We start from the raw sequence: 14,915 nt of genomic DNA on the forward strand, positions 1-14,915 counted from the left end.
GCGGGGACGGATCAGACGGCTTCCAGCGCCCTGGCCAGGCGCTTGGCCGACACCGGTTCTGCCGTCTTCAGCTCCTGTGCGAACAGCGAAACACGCCACTCCTCGATCAGCCAGCGCAGTTCGTCGAGGTGGCCGTCGCCGGCGGCGCGGTGCTTCAGGTATTCGCGCCAGTAGGGCAGCACCTGCAGCATGCGTTGCTGGTCCTTCGCCGGGTCCTGCCGCAGGCGTTCGCCGCGCAGGCGCATGGCCTTGAGGTAGCGCGGGTAGTGGGCGAGGCGTGCGAGCGGCAACTCGCGCAGGAAGCCGGGTGCGAGCAGGGCATCGAGTTGCTCGCGCAGGTCGTCGTAGCTGGCGCGGGCGAAACCCATCAGCGGCGGCTGCAACCATGGCCGCAGTTCGGCCTGCGCCTCGATGATGGGTTCGGCGAGCTTCAGCCGTTCGACGGCGTGGCCGAACAGCTCGCGCGCGGCCTGCGTGCGCAGCGCCTCGAACGCACCGGCGCTGCGCGCGTCGAGGTCGAGCCGGGCGACAAGGTCGGCGAAGCCGCCTTCGACCAGGTCTTCGCGCAGGCCATCCACGCCGCCCAGCGATGCGTATTTCAGCGCGAGCGGGTTGGCGATGGGCAGGCGCCGGCGTGCCTGCTTCAGCTCGCTGGCCAGCGCGTTGCGCAGCAGCCGAAGCACGCCATCCACATGCGCCTCGGCGGCTTCGTCGCGGCGTTCGAACACGCGCAGGGCCACGGCGTCGCCCAGGTCGACCAGGGCGGGGAAGGCGAGCAGGCCGCCACTGGAGCGCACCTCGCGCGGGATTTCCTCGAAGTCCCACGCGGCGACGTCCTCGCGGGTGAGCTCCACGTCGGTCTTGCGCGAGAACGCCTCGCGCGCGCGGCCTTCCCACTCGGCGCGCAGCGCGGCGAGGTCGCGGCCGGTGGCGAGCGTGCGGCCACTGTCGTCGTGGACGCGGAAACGCATCAGGAAGTGTGGCGCGAGATCGACGGCGGCGAATTCGCCGGCATCGATGGCGACGCCGGTGGCGCGCTTGAGGAAGCCGGCCAATGCTTTCGCCAGCGGCTCGTCGCGCGGCGCCTCGGCCTCGGCGAAGGCGCGCGCGAAATCCGGCGCGGGCACGAAGTTGCGGCGCAACGCCTTGGGCAGGCCGCGGATCAGCTCCGCCGCCTTGTCGGCGAGCAGGCCGGGCACCAGCCATTCGCAGCGCGCGGCGGGCAGGGCGTTGAGCATCGCCAGCGGCAGGTGCAGGGTCACGCCGTCGGCGTCGTCGCCCGGCACGAAGCGGTATTCGAGGCGATAGCGCTGCGCGCCCGCCGCCGGCGCCCCGCTGGCGGCCACCGGCACGATCTCAAGCGCGGCAGGGAAGGCCCTGGGATCGAGGCCCGCGCCGCCCACCATCACGTCGTCCAGCGACCAGCGCAAGGCCGCCTGCTCGGCGGGACGCGCATGGCGGTACCACGCATCCAGCGCGCGGCTGGACGAGATGTCCACTGGCAGCTTGCCGCGGAAGAAGTCGACCAGTTCGTCCTCGTGGCGGATCAGGCCTTCGCGGCGCTGCTTGGCCTCGATGCCCTGGGCATCCTCCAGCACGCGCTGGTTGGCGCGCACGAAGTCGGCGCGCGCCTCGATGTCGCCGCGCGCGAGCGCTTCGCGCAGGAAGATTTCGTGGGCCAGCGCGGGATCCTGCTTCTCGAAGGTCACCGCGCGGCGCTCGACCAGGTTCAGGCCGAACAGGCTCACCTGCTCGTAGGCCACCACGCAGCCGCGCTTCTTCGACCAGTGCGCGTCGCGGCAGCTGGACTTCAGCAGGTGTGCGGCCTGTTGTTCGATCCACGCGGGCTCGACGCGCGCGCACATCATCGCCCACACCTTGCCGCCCACGTCGAGGATCTGCGCGGCGAACACCCAGTTCGGCGGCAGCTTCGCCAGCGCGGAACCGGGGAAGACCTGGAACTTGCGCTCGCGCGTGCCCTGGAAGATGCCGCGTTCGTCCTTGCGGCCCACCTGGGTGGGAAGGCCGGTGAGGAGCGCGCGATGGATGTGTTCGAATTGGCGAGCAGCCTCGTCTTCACTCCCTCTCCCCTCCGGGGAGAGGGCTGGGGTGAGGGGCTGGGACTTGCGGGAGCGTTCGTGCGAAGCGCGCTTGTTCTTCCCATCGCCTCGCGAGCGTGCCCCCTCACCCCGGCCCTCTCCCCGGAGGGGAGAGGGAGAAGTCATCGTCCATCCCAGCTCCTGCACCACCAGCAACGATTGCCGGTGCAGCTCGCGCCACTCGCGCATGCGCATGAAGCTGAGGAAGTGCCGCGAGCACCAATCGCGCAGCTTGGATTGCGTGAGTTCCTCATGCGCCTTGTCGTACTCGCGCCACAGGTTCAGCACGCCGATGAAGTCGGATTTCGGATCGGCGAACGCGGCGTGCGCGGCGTCGGCCTGCTGGCGCGCGTCGGCGGGGCGTTCGCGCGGGTCCTGGATGCTGAGGAAGGCGGCGATGGTGATGAGCTCGCGCAGCGCATGCAGCTTCTCGGCCTCCACCAGCATGCGTGCGAGCTGCACGTCGATCGGCAGCCTGGCCAGCGTGCGGCCGATGGCGGTGAGCGTGCGCGCTTCGTCGATGGCGCCGATCTCGGCTAGGCGGCGGTAGCCGTCGGCCACCACGCGCGGATCGGGAGCGTCGAGGAAGGGGAAGTCGTCCACCTCGCCCAGCTTCAGCGCCAGCATGCGCAGGATCACGTTGGCCAGCGAGGAGCGCAGCAGCTCGGGATCGGTGAAGGCGTTGCGTGCGACGAAGTCTGCCTCGTCGTACAGGCGGTAGCAGATGCCCGGGCCGATGCGGCCACAGCGGCCCTTGCGCTGGTCGGCGGCGGCCTGCGAGACGGGCTCGACGTGCAGCCGCTCCAGCTGGCTGCGCTGGCTGTAGCGCTTCACGCGCGCGCTGCCGGTGTCGACCACGTAGCGGATGCGCGGCACGGTGAGCGAGGTTTCCGCCACGTTGGTCGCCAGCACCACGCGGCGCTTCGGGCCGGGCTTGAACACGCGGTCCTGGTCGGTGGCGGAGAGCCGCGCGTACAGCGGCAGGATCTCGGTTTCGCGGTACTGGCGGCGCGACAGCAGCAGGTGCGTGTCGCGGATCTCGCGCTCGCCGGGCAGGAACACCAGCACGTCGCCAGGGCCGCCGCCAAGGCTGCGGTCGGCCATGATCTCGTCGAGCACGGCGGCGATGTGATCGGCGCTGCCCTGCTGGATGTTCGAGCGTGGGAGCGCGCCCTGTGCGCGATCGTTTTTTGTTCCAGCCGGAGCACTGGAGCCATCGCGCACAGGGTGCGCTCCTGCAGGCATGTCGACCGGCCGCCAGCGCAGCTCCACCGGGTAGGCGCGGCCTTCCACCGACACCACCGGCGCGCCGCCGAAGTGCTCGGCGAAGCGCGCGGTGTCGATGGTGGCCGAGGTGACGATGATCTTCAGCTCGGGCCGCTTCGCGGCGAGCCGCCTGAGATAGCCGAGCAGGAAGTCGATGTTGAGGCTGCGCTCGTGCGCCTCGTCGATGATGAGGGTGTCGTAGGCCGACAGCCAGGGATCGTTCTGCGTCTCCGCGAGCAGGATGCCGTCGGTCATGAACTTCACCAGGGTGCGCTCGCTCACCTGGTCGGTGAAGCGCACCTGGAAGCCCACCTGGTCGCCGAGCTGCGTGCCGAGTTCCTCCGCCACGCGGCGCGCCACCGAGCGCGCGGCGAGCCGGCGCGGCTGGGTGCAGCCGATCAGCCCCGCTTCGCCGCGGCCGGCGGCGAGGCAGAGCTTGGGGATCTGCGTGGTCTTGCCCGAGCCGGTTTCGCCGGCGATCACCACCACCTGGTGCTCGCGGATCAGCTTGACGATCTCGTCGGCGCGCGCGGCGATCGGCAGCGATTCGTCCAGGCGGATGGCGGGCTTGGCTTCGGCCCGCGCCCGGCGTTTCGCGGCCGAGGTCCCGATGTCGGCGAGCAGGGCCGCGAGCCTCCTGTCGTCGGCGTGCTTCGACAGCCCGCGCCAGCGCCCCAGCAGGCGGCCGAAGTCGCGGCTGCACACGGCGTCGAGTGCGCGGCGCAGGTCGCGCAGCGTGGGCTGGGGGCTCGGTGGGCGGTTCGTGTCGGTCATGGAACCGCACATGATAACGGCTCGCTCTTGCCCGTCGTTCCGGCGCAGGCCGGACAAGCGTGCAATGCGTGGAACACCCGCGGGGCGGGCCTCGCAGGGTGGGCGCAGCGAATCAGCCGGTGACGGCAGTGCATGCCCAGGCCTCACCGCCACTGGATGACTCGCTGCGCTCGCCCCTTTGGGTCCAGCCTTAGGCTGTTCAACGCTCGCATGGCTCGCTTTTGTCCGGCCTTCGACGATGACAAACTATTTGCGCAACGCCCGATAGGCTCCCGCTATCAGCAGCATTGCAAGGATTCATTTCCAACGCGGCCGCCGCGGCGCTAACGTGGTTTCATCGCTCACTGCACGGGAGAACACCATGGCCTCGAACATCGGCATCGCGAAGAAGAGCCGCGAAGCGATCGCCAAGCAGTTGTCCAGGCTGCTCGCCGACACCTACTCGCTCTACCTCAAGACCCACAGCTTCCACTGGAACGTCACCGGCCCGCAGTTCAACAGCCTGCACGCGATGTTCGAAGCCCAGTACAACGAACTGTGGCTGGCCGCCGACGAGATCGCCGAGCGCATCCGCACGCTGGACGTGTTCGCCCCCGGCTCGTACAGCCAGTTCGCCAAGCTCAGCTCGGTCAGGGAAGAGTCCGGCGTGCCGGAATGGAAGGAGATGGTGAAACAGCTGGTCGAAGGCCACGAGATCGTGGCGAACACCGCGCGCGCCGCGATCAAGGTGGCCGACAAGGCCGGTGACGAAGGCAGCGCCGACATGCTTACCGGTCGCCTGAAGGCGCACGAGAAGACGGCCTGGATGCTGCGTTCGCTGCTCAAGTAAGCAGCGACGCATCCTGGAACGGGGCCCACCGGATGGCGGGCCTTGTCGTTTCAGGCCGGCGCGTCGGGCATGGCGGCGCGGGCGGCAGCGAGAATCGGTGCTTGCGCGTGGCGGTAGGTGAGAAATTGCGTGACGCAGAGGTATGCGATCGAGATGGGCGGGATGAAATGGCCGGCGCGAAAGAACACGGAATGATTGGGCGCGAAGTTGCAGGCAAGCACCGCCGCGATGCCGACCCAGACGGGTATGTACCAGAGACGGTAGCTCCGCTGCGCCAGCGCCATCTGTTCGCGGAGGATGCCCTCGGCCACGTGGTACGGCAGGCCGAATTCGCGTTGCAGTCTGGAAACGGTGCAGATCATTCGGTTTTCCCTTGAAGGTGGACTTCGTCCATCCGTTCGACAGAAGCGGGTGTGTCCTCTTCCCAACCCCGCTTCCTTGCTCCTCAAGGCAGGGCCATCCATGGCCCTTCCCGGCGTCCGCAAGCGGGGCTTGCAGCGGTCAATCCTTCGGCGCCGGCCCCTTAACCGCCGTCACCAATCCATCCGGACGCACGTACTTCGCGAATGCCTGCTGCACTTCCGGCGCGGTGAGCGCGAGGTAGTGCTGGCCGGCGATGGTCATCGCATCCAGCGGCTTGCCCTGCTGCGACAGCGTGAGCAACTGGTTGCCGATGCCGCCGAAGCTGGACTCGCCCAGCGGGATGCGGCGCAGCAGGATGCCCTTGGCCTGCATCAGCTCGGTGCCGGTCACCGGCTGCTGCTGCATCTGCTTCAGGTCCTGCACCACCAGCGCGCTGGCCGCGCCCACCTTGTCGGGATCGCAGCCGAAATTCACCTTGTAGGTGCCGCGGTGCTTGTCGGCGTCCAGGCCCACGCCCACGGTGTAGACCAGGCCGTGCTTCTCGCGCAGGTCGCGGGTGAGCCGCGAGGCGTAGAAGCCGCCGCCCAGCACCTGGTTGCCGAGGTTGATCGCGTAGCGCGCGGGATCGTCGTAGGTGACGGCGATGGTCTGCGCCATGTCCACGCTGTCCTGCACCGCGCTGGCGTCGGGCACGTGCAGCTTGCCGGGCTGGTTGGCGGGCACGGCGGCGTAGTCGGTGTCGGGCCTGGCGCCCTCGGCCTTCCAGTCGCCGAAGGCCTGCGCGATCGCCTGCTTCGCCTGCGCCGGGTCGACCTTGCCCACGACGACGATGGTGGTCAGGTCGGGGCGGAAGGTCTGCGCGTAGTACTGCTTCACCTTGTCCAGCGTCAGCGCCATCACGTTCTGCGGTGTCGGGTGGCGCAGTTGCAGGTCATTCGCGGGCAGCAGCGCCTTGTCCAGGCCGAGCTGCAGCAGGAAGTCGGGTGACTGCAGCTGTCCGGCCAGCATGCCGGCGGTCTGCTGCTGCACCACCGGGAAGGCCTGCGCGGGCAGGGCGGGGTGCAGTTCGTTGTCGGCCAGCAGCTTCACGCCCTCGGCGAAGTGCGCGGACGGCACCGACAGCGCGAAGCTGGAGCCTGCCTCCACGTGCGCGCTGATCCCGTCCAGCGCCTGCTGGAACTGCAGGCGGTTCAGGTGTTCGGTGCCGAACGGGAACAGGCCGTCCAGCAACTCGGCCACGCCCTCCTCGCCCTTGGCCGCCTGCAGGTCCTGGTTGGTCTTGACGCTGCCGTACAGCTCCACGGTGTCGCTGATGGTTTCCGGCTGCACGATCAGCCTGAGGCCGTTCGGCAGGGTGTACGACACCGGGTCCAGCGAGGACTTCGGCACGTCGAGTTTGGCGAAGGCCTGCTCCGCCCACGCCGGCAGCTGCACCGGCTTGTCGGGGCTGGAGGCGAAGCTTTCCGCGCCGCCGAAGCCCTTGCCCGCCACCGGCTTGCCCGAGCTTTCCGGAGTGAGGATGGCGGTGATCGCGTGCGCGGGATCGAAGGTCTGCTTCGCCAGCGCGTTCACTGCATCCGGCGTCACCGCCGCGAGCGCGGCCTTGATCGCGTCGGGCGATTCGGCGTCCTGGAAGGCCAGCGCGTTCGACCACGCATTGGCGAGGCCGTCCACCGAGTTCTTCTTGAATTCCAGCGCGGCGATGGCCTTGCGCTTGGCCGCCTCCACCAGCGCCGGGTCGATGCCCTTCGTCGCCGCCTCGGCGAGGATGGCCTGCATCTTGGCGAGGACGGGCTGCGGGTTGCCGCCCTTGGGGAAGATGCCCACCGCCATGCCCACGCCGGCCTGCGGCATCGCCTGGTCGAAGAAGCCGCCGAACAGCGCGGTGCCGTCGAAACGCATGCCGGCCAGCGCGGCGCGCTGCGAGCCCAATGCACTGCTCAGCACCATCGCCGTGGCGTAGTCCTTCGCGGTGAGGCCGGGGAAGCGGTAGCCCAGGTACACCGAGCCGTAGGGCGCGTCGGTGGGCAGTTGCACGGTCTTCGCCGCCACCGGTTTGAAGTCGAACGCGGGGCGCGCCGGCAGTGTCTTCTTCGCGATGCCGCCGAATTCCTGCTTCACCTTGGCCAGCGTGGCGACGGGGTCGACGTCGCCCGCGATCACCAGGATCGCGTTGTTCGGCGCGTACCAGGTGTCGTGGAAGTCCTTCAGCATCGCCGCGGTGGTCTTGTCGAACGAGTCGCGCGTGCCCAGCGGCGTGTGCGCGTAGGGCGTGCCGGCGAACATCTGCTCCAGCAGCTGCGTGTAGAACTTGAAGTCGGGGCTGGACAGGTCGCGCGAGACTTCCTGCGAGATCGCGCCGCGCTCCTTGTCCCATTCCTTCGGGTCCATGTCCACGCCGCGCATGCGCAGGCCCTGCACGTGCAGGGCCACGTCGAGGTCCTGCGCAGGCGCCAGGAAGTAGTACTGCGTCACGCCCTGCGTGGTGTCCGCGTTGAACGCGCCGCCCATGTTCGCCGCGATCGCGGCGAGCTGGTCCTTGCTGAGGCCCGGGCTGCCGCGGAACATCATGTGCTCCACCGCGTGCGCGGTGCCGGGGAAGCCGGCGGGCACTTCGTCGGAGCCGGCGAGATAGTTCATCTCGGTGGTGACCACCGGCGCCAGCGTGTCGCGCACGATCACCACGCGCAGGCCGTTGTCCAGCGTGGCGCGGGTGACGTCGGCGCCGTTGGCCGCGGCCATCGCGCCGCCGGTGGCCAGGGCCAGGCCGATCGCCATGGCCAGTCGTAGTGCTCGCTTCTTCATCGTTCGATCCTTGTGTCGTTGCGAAGGTGGACGCGAACCCCGCGTCCCGAGGTCTGGAAGGAAAGGGTGTCAGCCGTCGCGCGCGCTGCCCGCGCCGGCGGCGTGCGCCGCGGCGAGGATGCGGGGCTGGGCGCGGCGGCGGGCCAGCAGTTCCCCGATGCCGGTGCACAGGCCCGCGCCGGCCAGGGCGACGCGTAGCGTCGTGTCCGCGAAAGGCCGGGGCAGGGCGAACGCGCCGGCCAGCACGATGGCGAGGCCGATGCCGCCCAGCGTGAACCAGGCGCGGCAATGCCTGCGCGCCAGCGTCGTCTGCTCGTGGAGGATGTTCGATGCGATGACGAACGGCAGCCCGTGGCCGCGCTGCAGCGACTTGATGCTGGCGAAGCTCATGGGCGCGCCTCCGCGGATGGCGTCGCGTGCCGGCGGGCCATGCGCATGCTCCCGCCGTTCCGCATGGCGCCGAACGCCAGGCCGATGCAGGCGCCCAGCACCACCGGTCGCCATGGCAGCAATGCCGGCCACAGCAATGGCAGTCCTTCGCCCAGCAGGACGCCGGTCAGCGCCGCCAGCACGCCGCGCAGCAGCGGCAGGGCTTGCCGGTGGCCGGATCGTTGCGCCAGGCGATGCAGCAGCCCTACCGTCGCGTCGATGGCCAGTCCCGCCACGACGCAGGCCAGCAAGCCGCCGGTAAATGTGATTGCGTGATCCATGCCAGTCTTCCCCGGGATGTGTTCGTTTCAATTCGCCAGGAACGGATGCGGCCGCTGCCGCAGACCGCGCCAGCCGCGCCGCCCCAGCCACAGCAGCACCATGGTCGCGGTGGCCCATGCGACGGCGAGGCCGGCGACGGCGCCCGCCGCCAAGGGTTGCGGATCCTTTCCCAGTGTGGCGAACAGCGGCACGAAAGTGCTTGCGGCGGCCAGCGCGCCCATGCCGGTCAGCAGCACGCCCATGCCCCAGCCCGGCAGTGCCTTGCCGCCGAACGCGCCCAGCACGCTTGCCGCCACGACAGCGGCGCAGCCGAACTGGCACAGCGTGGCGAACAGCAGCAGTGAAGGACCGGCATGCATGGCGAGCGCGACGCCCAGCACCAGCGCAAGCAGCAGGGCTTGCAGTGCCAGCGGTCGCCCGAGTGCGGCGCGCAACAGGTCGCGGCGCAGCGAGGCGGCCTCGCCCAGCCCCGGCAGCAGCGCCAGCAGCGGAAGTTCGGCATTGGCGCGACGCCAGCGCGCCCATGGCAACAGGCTGCCCATCGCCATCAGCGCCATGCCGCCCATCAGGCCAAACCAGGCGATCACGTTGATGCCCACGCCGCGCATCACTTTGTGCAGCACGTCGCCGTGTGCCTCGCCGGCCTGCATGACTGCCATCGCGGGAATGAACAGCAGCAGCGGCAGGCCCAGGCGCATGAAGCGGCGCGCATGCGCGCGCAAGGTCTGCGGTGCGAGGTTTTCGCCCAGCGCCACGCGCAGCGCCAGCACCGGCGAGTTCGGGCCAACGCCGTCGAGGCATACCGATGGCGTGGCCTTGCCCTGCCGCAGATGGGCCGACGCGGCACCGTCGTGGCGCAGCGTGTCGCCCCACGCCGCACCGAGGGCGCCGTAGCTGCCGGCCATCGCGCCACTGTGCCGATACTGCATCACCATGGCGCCGCCCATGCCCGTTTCCACGGGCGCTTCGGCACGCAGCAGCTGCCGCCAGCGGAACATGTTCACCATCACCAGTACGACCAGCAGGGCCGCGCCAAGGGCGACGAAGCCCGGTTCGCCGGGGAAAGGAACGTGGATGCGATGCCGCGCACCGATGGCCAGTGCCGGCAGGAAGCCCAGCACCAGGGTGAAGTAGCGCGGCAGCAGGGCGACGGCCAGGCCGGCGCCGGCGGCCAGCGCGGACACCAGCGTGATGGTGGCGGCATCGCCGCGCGCCGGCATGAAAAGCGCCAGCGGCAATGCGACCGAGGCAAGGCCGTAAAGCAGCATGCTGCCGGCCACGACCCGCTCCACGCCCGGCAGGCGCAGGCGTCGCGCGTCGGTGGCCACCAGCAGCAGGCAGGCCATCACGCACAGCCAGAAATAGGCTGCGCCGAAGGCGTAGAGCATCAGGCCGAAGAGCCAGCCGTGCGGGTCGCGCACGGAGAACGCGACGACCGTGGCGGCCACGCACAGCAGCAGGCTGACCACCCCGCCCAGCCAGCGCAGCGAGCGGTGCACGGTGCGCCATGGCGTGATGAAGGCGGTGAACGGGGACATGCCTGGGGATGGGTTCGTCTGGGTCATGGCTCAAGCCATCGGCAGGAACGGATGCGGCCTGCCTTGCAGACCCTGCCAGCCGCGCACGCCAAGCCGCAGCAGTGGCACGGACAATCCTGCCCATGCGATGGCGGCGGCCCATGCGACGGCGGGCAGGCGTATGAACGGCGTGTCGTCGACCATCGGCAGCGCGAGCACGACGCTGAGATTGACCAGCAGGTAGCCACAGGTGCTCAGCACCACCAGCCAGCCATCGCGGACAGGCACGCCGCCCAGCATGACCAGGGCCAGGGTCGCCAGCATGCCCATGCCGGTGAGCTGGCCCAGCAGCAACATGGCGACGGAGTCGCCATCCAGGTGCAGGCCGGCGGCGAGGCCGAGCATGGCCAGCATCAGCAAGGCCTGCACGGCGAACGCCGGAAGCAGGTTGGCCAGCAGCAACTCGCGCTTGATCCGCGCGGCGTCGCCCAGCTGCGGCAGCAGGGCCAGCAGCGGCAGTTCCGCGTTGTGGCGGCTCCAGCGGCGCTGCAACGTCTGCACCTGGCCCAGCGCGATGACCGCGCCCACGATGCACAACGCGAAGAGCAGCATGTCGGCATTGCCGAAAATGCTGCGCAGGACGTCGTCGCCGTGTGTAATCGTCGTCATGACGAAGCCGGGGAGCAGCATGCTGGCGAGCAGGATGCCGAGTTGCCGCCACCGGCTGGCGGATGTCTGCGGCATGCTCCAGCCGCCCATCGCGATGCGCAGGCTGCGCACGGGGTGGTCCGGGCCGCAGTGGCGCAAGTCGGCCACGGGCTGCGCCCACTGCCAGCGGCGGCGGATCTGCTGGACCTCCAGGTAGTTGCTGCGGTTGCGGCCGTACCACGCCAGCGTGCGCAGGTTGAGCATGATCGGCCTGCGCGCGCCGCTCAGCCCGGAATCGCGCCGCACGGCGCTGCGCCAGAAAACGCCGACCAGCAGCCACAGCAGGGCCGTGCACGGCACGGCCCACATCAGGAACCGGTCGGGCGAGGTCGAGGGCATGGGCAGCCATGGCCCTGCATGGTTGCCCAGGCTGGGAGCGAAACAGGCACAGATGCCGAAATACGGCGGCAAGGTGGCGTAGGCCAGGCCCAGCGCGGCACCCATCGCGATCTCGGTCAGCGCCACGGCGGCGTTGCCGCCCAGCCCTGCCAGCAGCAGCGCGGGCAGGGCGATGGTGAGCAGGACGTAGAGCGCGAGACTCGCGCCGACCTCGCGGCCCAGCGTGGGCAGGCGCAGGTGATGGGCCTCGCGCGCCAGGAGCAGCGATTGCGACAGCACGCCGGCCCAGAAGAGGCCGTCGATGAAGGCCGTGGCGCTTCCGAGATGGGTTGTCCAGGCCGGATGGTGACGGCCGACCGCGCCGCCGATCACCAGCGCGGCGAACAGCAGGGCGAAGCAGATGCCGATCCCCTTGCGCCATGGCCTGGACAGCGCCATCCATGGCAACGCCAGCAGCCGCATGGGTTTCATTCCGCGATCTCCACGAACAGGTCCTCCAGCCCGAGCGCGTCGACGCGCGCGCCGGGCAGGCCGGCGGCTTCGGGCCAGCGGCCTTGCGCGTCGCGTTCCACCACCAGGCTGAGGCTGCCGTCGTCGTGGCGGCGCCGGCTCAGGGCCTGCGCGGGGGCTGCGGCGCTCTTCGATGCGGGCAGCCACAGGCGCGCGTAGCGCTCCTTGGTCTCGTCCACGCCGCAGCGCAGGAGCAGGCGGCCCTCGTGCAGGAAGGCGATCTCCGAGGCCACGCGTTCGAGGTCGGAGACGATATGGGTGGAGAACAGCACTGTGGTGCCACTCTCGCCCGCGCGCAGCGCCACCTCGCGCAGCAGCTCGCGGCGCGCCACCGGATCGAGCGCGGCGGCGGGTTCGTCCAGCACCAGCAGTTCCGGCTGCGAGGCCAGGGCGCGGATCAGGTCCACGCGTTGGCGTTCGCCGGGCGAGAGCTTGGCCAGCAGCTTGTTGGGCTGGAGCTTCCAGCGCTCCAGCGTCCGGCGCGCGAACTCCGCGTCCCAGCGCGGATAGAAGCGGCCCACGAAGTCCAGCATCTGCTGCGCGGTGAGCCAGGCCAGCGCCTCGGGCTGCTGCGGTACGTAGGCGAGGCGCGCCTTGGCGTCGTCGCCAAGCTTCAGCGCCGGCTCGCCGAACACGAAGGCGCTGCCGGACAGCGGCTGCAGCAGGCCCAGCATGGCGCGGATCAGGGTGGACTTGCCCGCGCCGTTGCGCCCGATCAGGCCCAGCACGCTGCCCGGCTCCAGCGCGAGATCCACGCCGCGCAGCACGTTGCTGCCCTCGTAGCAGTGGGTGAGGCCCCAGGCGGCGAGCGGAGCGGTGTTGTGCGCGGTGTCCTTCAGTACGGCGTTCATGATCTTTCCCCAGTTCGATCCGTGGTGTGCGTTGAATTCAGTCGCCCAGCAGCCTGGTGAGCCGGCGCAGCACGGGCTCGGCGGGCAGTTCCAGTTCGCGCGCATGGCGGGCCAGTTCCAGCATCTGCGGCTCCAGCAGGGCGAGGCGCTGGCTCTCGCTCTGGCTGGCCCGTCGCGTGGCCGCCACCGCCATGCCCTTGCCGCGCAGGCGTTCGAGCAGGCCTTCCGTCTCGGCCAGGCCGTAGGCGCGCGACACCGTCATCGGGTTGATTGCGTGGAAGCCGGCCACGTCGCGCACCGAGGGCAGCAGCTCGCCCGCGGCAAGCTGGCCGCCGGCGATCAGGCGCCGCAACTGCTCCACGATCTGCCGGTAGATCGGCTCGGGGGCGTTGGGCTGGATGGTGAGCAGGGAGGCATCCATGTGTATCAATACAACAATACACGTGGCGCGGAGTCAAGCATGACCTGTGGCAGGGCGTCCTCGTCCGCGCCAAGCCTGTGCAAGACTTGCCGCCTGCCTACCGACCGCACGAGGAACTGCCATGGTCACCCGTCGCCGCATGCTGCAAGGCGCTGGAGCGCTGGCCCTGTTGTCGCCCTTCGGCAAGGGTTTCGGCCAGGACCAGGCCAGGGATGCTGCGCAGGTCGCGCAGCAGGAACATGCCAAGCCCACGGGCGACGGCTACGTGCCCGTCACCGATCCGCTGGTGAAGCAGAAGCTGGCGCAGTGGTCGGACTGGAAGTTCGGCCTCATCCTGCACTGGGGCCTCTACAGCGTGCTCGGCATCGTCGAGTCGTGGACGCTGTGCTCGGAGGATTGGATCAAGCGCCCGAACAACACACCTTACGTCGAGTGGAAACGGCAATACGAGCAGTTGCGCACGCGGTTCAATCCCGTGAAGTTCGATCCGGCGCAGTGGGCGGAGGCCGCGCACGCCGCCGGCATGCGCTACCTGGTGTTCACCACCAAGCACCACGACGGCTTCTGCATGTTCGACACGGCGCAGACCGGGTACCGCGTCACCGCGCCCGACGTGCCGTTCCATGCCAACCCGCGCGCCAACGTCGCCAAGGCGGTGTTCGACGCGTTCCGCCGGCGCGACTTCGGCATCGGCGCGTATTTCTCCAAGGCCGATTGGCACCACCCGGACTACTGGTCGCCGCTGTGGGCTACGCCGGACCGCAACAACAACTACGACGTGCGCAAGTATCCGGAGCTGTGGAAGCGCTTCGTCGACTTCACCCACGCGCAGATCGACGAGCTCACCACGCAGTACGGCCGCATCGACCTGATGTGGCTGGACGCCGGCTGGGTGAACGCGGACGCGCATCCCGACGCCAGGGCCCACGGCATGGAGGTGCCGTGGGCGCAGGACATCGACATGCCGGGGCTGGCCGCCATCGCGCGCCGCAACCAGCCGGGCATCGTGCTGGTCGACCGCGACGTCAGCGGGCCCTACGAGAACTACCGCACGCCCGAGCAGGCCGTGCCCGAGCAGCCGCTGCCGTACCCGTGGGAAACCTGCATGACGGCGGGCGGCTCGTGGTCGTGGAGCCCGCACGACACCTACAAGTCGCCGCGCGAACTGGTGCACACCCTGGTCGGTATCGTGGCCAAGGGCGGCAACCTGCTGCTGGGTGTCGGTCCGCAGCCCGACGGCGAGTTGCCGGCGGCGGCGCTGGAGCGGCTCAAGTCCATCGGCGCCTGGATGCAGGTCAACGGTTCGGCCATCCACGGCAGCCGCGCCATCGCTCCCTACGGTGAAGGCCAATTCCGCTTCACCCAAAGCAAGGACGGCAGCGTCAATGCGATCTGGCTGGCCGACGAGGGCGAGCAGTTGCCGGCCAGCATCACGCTGCGCTCGCTGCGGCCCGTGCCGGGCGCGCGCCTGCAGGTGCTGGGCGTGGATGGCGAGCTGGCGTGGCGACAGGCGGGCGATGGTGTCCATGTCGATTTGCCGCCGGTCGTGCGCCGGCAGCTGGCGGAAGCGCCCGCGTGGACGTTGCGCATTTCTTCGGTACAGGGCTGAGCGTCCGGCCGGGGCGTCACGCGGTTCGCCCTGAGCTTGCGCTGACCACCAGGCCCGGCCTTTATTGTGAGCGCCGGCACGCTTTGGTTAAGCTCATCGGGTTAGGCCCGCGC

At 69.8% G+C, this 14,915-nt stretch carries 11 protein-coding genes; 2 read left to right on the forward strand and 9 right to left on the reverse strand.

Going from position 1 to position 14,915, the window contains the following annotated elements:
* Positions 1-11: 11 nt before the first annotated feature.
* Entirely contained in the window at positions 12-4,139 is a 4,128-nt protein-coding gene (gene hrpA, locus IHE47_RS05785; protein WP_192104923.1) for an ATP-dependent RNA helicase HrpA, read from the reverse strand.
* A 361-nt stretch (positions 4,140-4,500) separates the two neighbouring features.
* On the opposite strand from hrpA, the gene IHE47_RS05790 reads away from it, so the two are divergent.
* Complete coding sequence (locus IHE47_RS05790; protein WP_192104924.1) at positions 4,501-4,968, forward strand: Dps family protein; 468 nt, start codon at positions 4,501-4,503, stop codon at positions 4,966-4,968.
* A 50-nt stretch (positions 4,969-5,018) separates the two neighbouring features.
* Here IHE47_RS05790 and IHE47_RS05795 read toward each other — a convergent pair whose 3' ends face one another.
* The 8 genes from IHE47_RS05795 to IHE47_RS05830 form a co-directional block, all read right to left on the reverse strand.
* Positions 5,019-5,330, reverse strand: coding sequence for a hypothetical protein (locus IHE47_RS05795; RefSeq protein WP_192104925.1), 312 nt, complete (start codon positions 5,328-5,330; stop codon positions 5,019-5,021).
* A gap of 139 nt (positions 5,331-5,469) precedes the next feature.
* Positions 5,470-8,136, reverse strand: coding sequence for a pitrilysin family protein (locus tag IHE47_RS05800; protein ID WP_192104926.1), 2,667 nt, complete (start codon positions 8,134-8,136; stop codon positions 5,470-5,472).
* A gap of 69 nt (positions 8,137-8,205) precedes the next feature.
* Positions 8,206-8,526 carry a hypothetical protein gene (locus IHE47_RS05805; RefSeq protein ID WP_192104927.1) on the reverse strand — a complete coding sequence of 107 codons (321 nt, stop codon included), beginning with the start codon at positions 8,524-8,526 and terminating at the stop codon, positions 8,206-8,208.
* Positions 8,523-8,846, reverse strand: coding sequence for a hypothetical protein (locus IHE47_RS05810; RefSeq protein ID WP_192104928.1), 324 nt, complete (start codon positions 8,844-8,846; stop codon positions 8,523-8,525). The genes IHE47_RS05805 and IHE47_RS05810 overlap by 4 nt, the downstream gene beginning before the upstream one ends.
* 27 nt (positions 8,847-8,873) lie before the next feature.
* On the reverse strand, positions 8,874-10,385 hold the full coding sequence (locus tag IHE47_RS05815; protein ID WP_192104929.1) for a hypothetical protein: 1,512 nt from the start codon (positions 10,383-10,385) through the stop codon (positions 8,874-8,876).
* A gap of 30 nt (positions 10,386-10,415) precedes the next feature.
* On the reverse strand, positions 10,416-11,882 hold the full coding sequence (locus IHE47_RS05820; RefSeq protein WP_192104930.1) for a hypothetical protein: 1,467 nt from the start codon (positions 11,880-11,882) through the stop codon (positions 10,416-10,418).
* Positions 11,879-12,772: an ABC transporter ATP-binding protein gene (locus tag IHE47_RS05825; RefSeq protein ID WP_192104931.1), complete on the reverse strand. Its 894-nt coding sequence runs from the start codon at positions 12,770-12,772 to the stop codon at positions 11,879-11,881. The genes IHE47_RS05820 and IHE47_RS05825 overlap by 4 nt, the downstream gene beginning before the upstream one ends.
* A 37-nt stretch (positions 12,773-12,809) precedes the next feature.
* Entirely contained in the window at positions 12,810-13,193 is a 384-nt protein-coding gene (locus IHE47_RS05830) for a GntR family transcriptional regulator (protein ID WP_192104932.1), read from the reverse strand.
* 121 nt (positions 13,194-13,314) lie between these two features.
* Here IHE47_RS05830 and IHE47_RS05835 point away from each other — a divergent pair, with 121 nt between their 5' ends.
* Entirely contained in the window at positions 13,315-14,802 is a 1,488-nt protein-coding gene (locus IHE47_RS05835) for an alpha-L-fucosidase (RefSeq protein WP_225561652.1), read from the forward strand.
* The last annotated feature ends 113 nt before the right edge of the window (positions 14,803-14,915 follow it).

This window comes from Rhodanobacter sp. DHB23, from assembly GCF_014842975.1.
In the GTDB taxonomy this organism is placed as follows: Bacteria; Pseudomonadota; Gammaproteobacteria; order Xanthomonadales; family Rhodanobacteraceae; genus Rhodanobacter_A.

Bases quoted from the DNA above. Each gene is read 5' to 3' on its own strand.
- hrpA (WP_192104923.1), bottom strand. From the start codon at position 4,139: ATGACCGACACGAACCGCCCACCGAGCCCCCAGCCCACGCTGCGCGAC.
- IHE47_RS05790 (WP_192104924.1), top strand. From the start codon at position 4,501: ATGGCCTCGAACATCGGCATCGCGAAGAAGAGCCGCGAAGCGATCGCC.
- IHE47_RS05795 (WP_192104925.1), bottom strand. From the start codon at position 5,330: ATGATCTGCACCGTTTCCAGACTGCAACGCGAATTCGGCCTGCCGTAC.
- IHE47_RS05800 (WP_192104926.1), bottom strand. From the start codon at position 8,136: ATGAAGAAGCGAGCACTACGACTGGCCATGGCGATCGGCCTGGCCCTG.
- IHE47_RS05805 (WP_192104927.1), bottom strand. From the start codon at position 8,526: ATGAGCTTCGCCAGCATCAAGTCGCTGCAGCGCGGCCACGGGCTGCCG.
- IHE47_RS05810 (WP_192104928.1), bottom strand. From the start codon at position 8,846: ATGGATCACGCAATCACATTTACCGGCGGCTTGCTGGCCTGCGTCGTG.
- IHE47_RS05815 (WP_192104929.1), bottom strand. From the start codon at position 10,385: ATGTCCCCGTTCACCGCCTTCATCACGCCATGGCGCACCGTGCACCGC.
- IHE47_RS05820 (WP_192104930.1), bottom strand. From the start codon at position 11,882: ATGAAACCCATGCGGCTGCTGGCGTTGCCATGGATGGCGCTGTCCAGG.
- IHE47_RS05825 (WP_192104931.1), bottom strand. From the start codon at position 12,772: ATGAACGCCGTACTGAAGGACACCGCGCACAACACCGCTCCGCTCGCC.
- IHE47_RS05830 (WP_192104932.1), bottom strand. From the start codon at position 13,193: ATGGATGCCTCCCTGCTCACCATCCAGCCCAACGCCCCCGAGCCGATC.
- IHE47_RS05835 (WP_225561652.1), top strand. From the start codon at position 13,315: ATGGTCACCCGTCGCCGCATGCTGCAAGGCGCTGGAGCGCTGGCCCTG.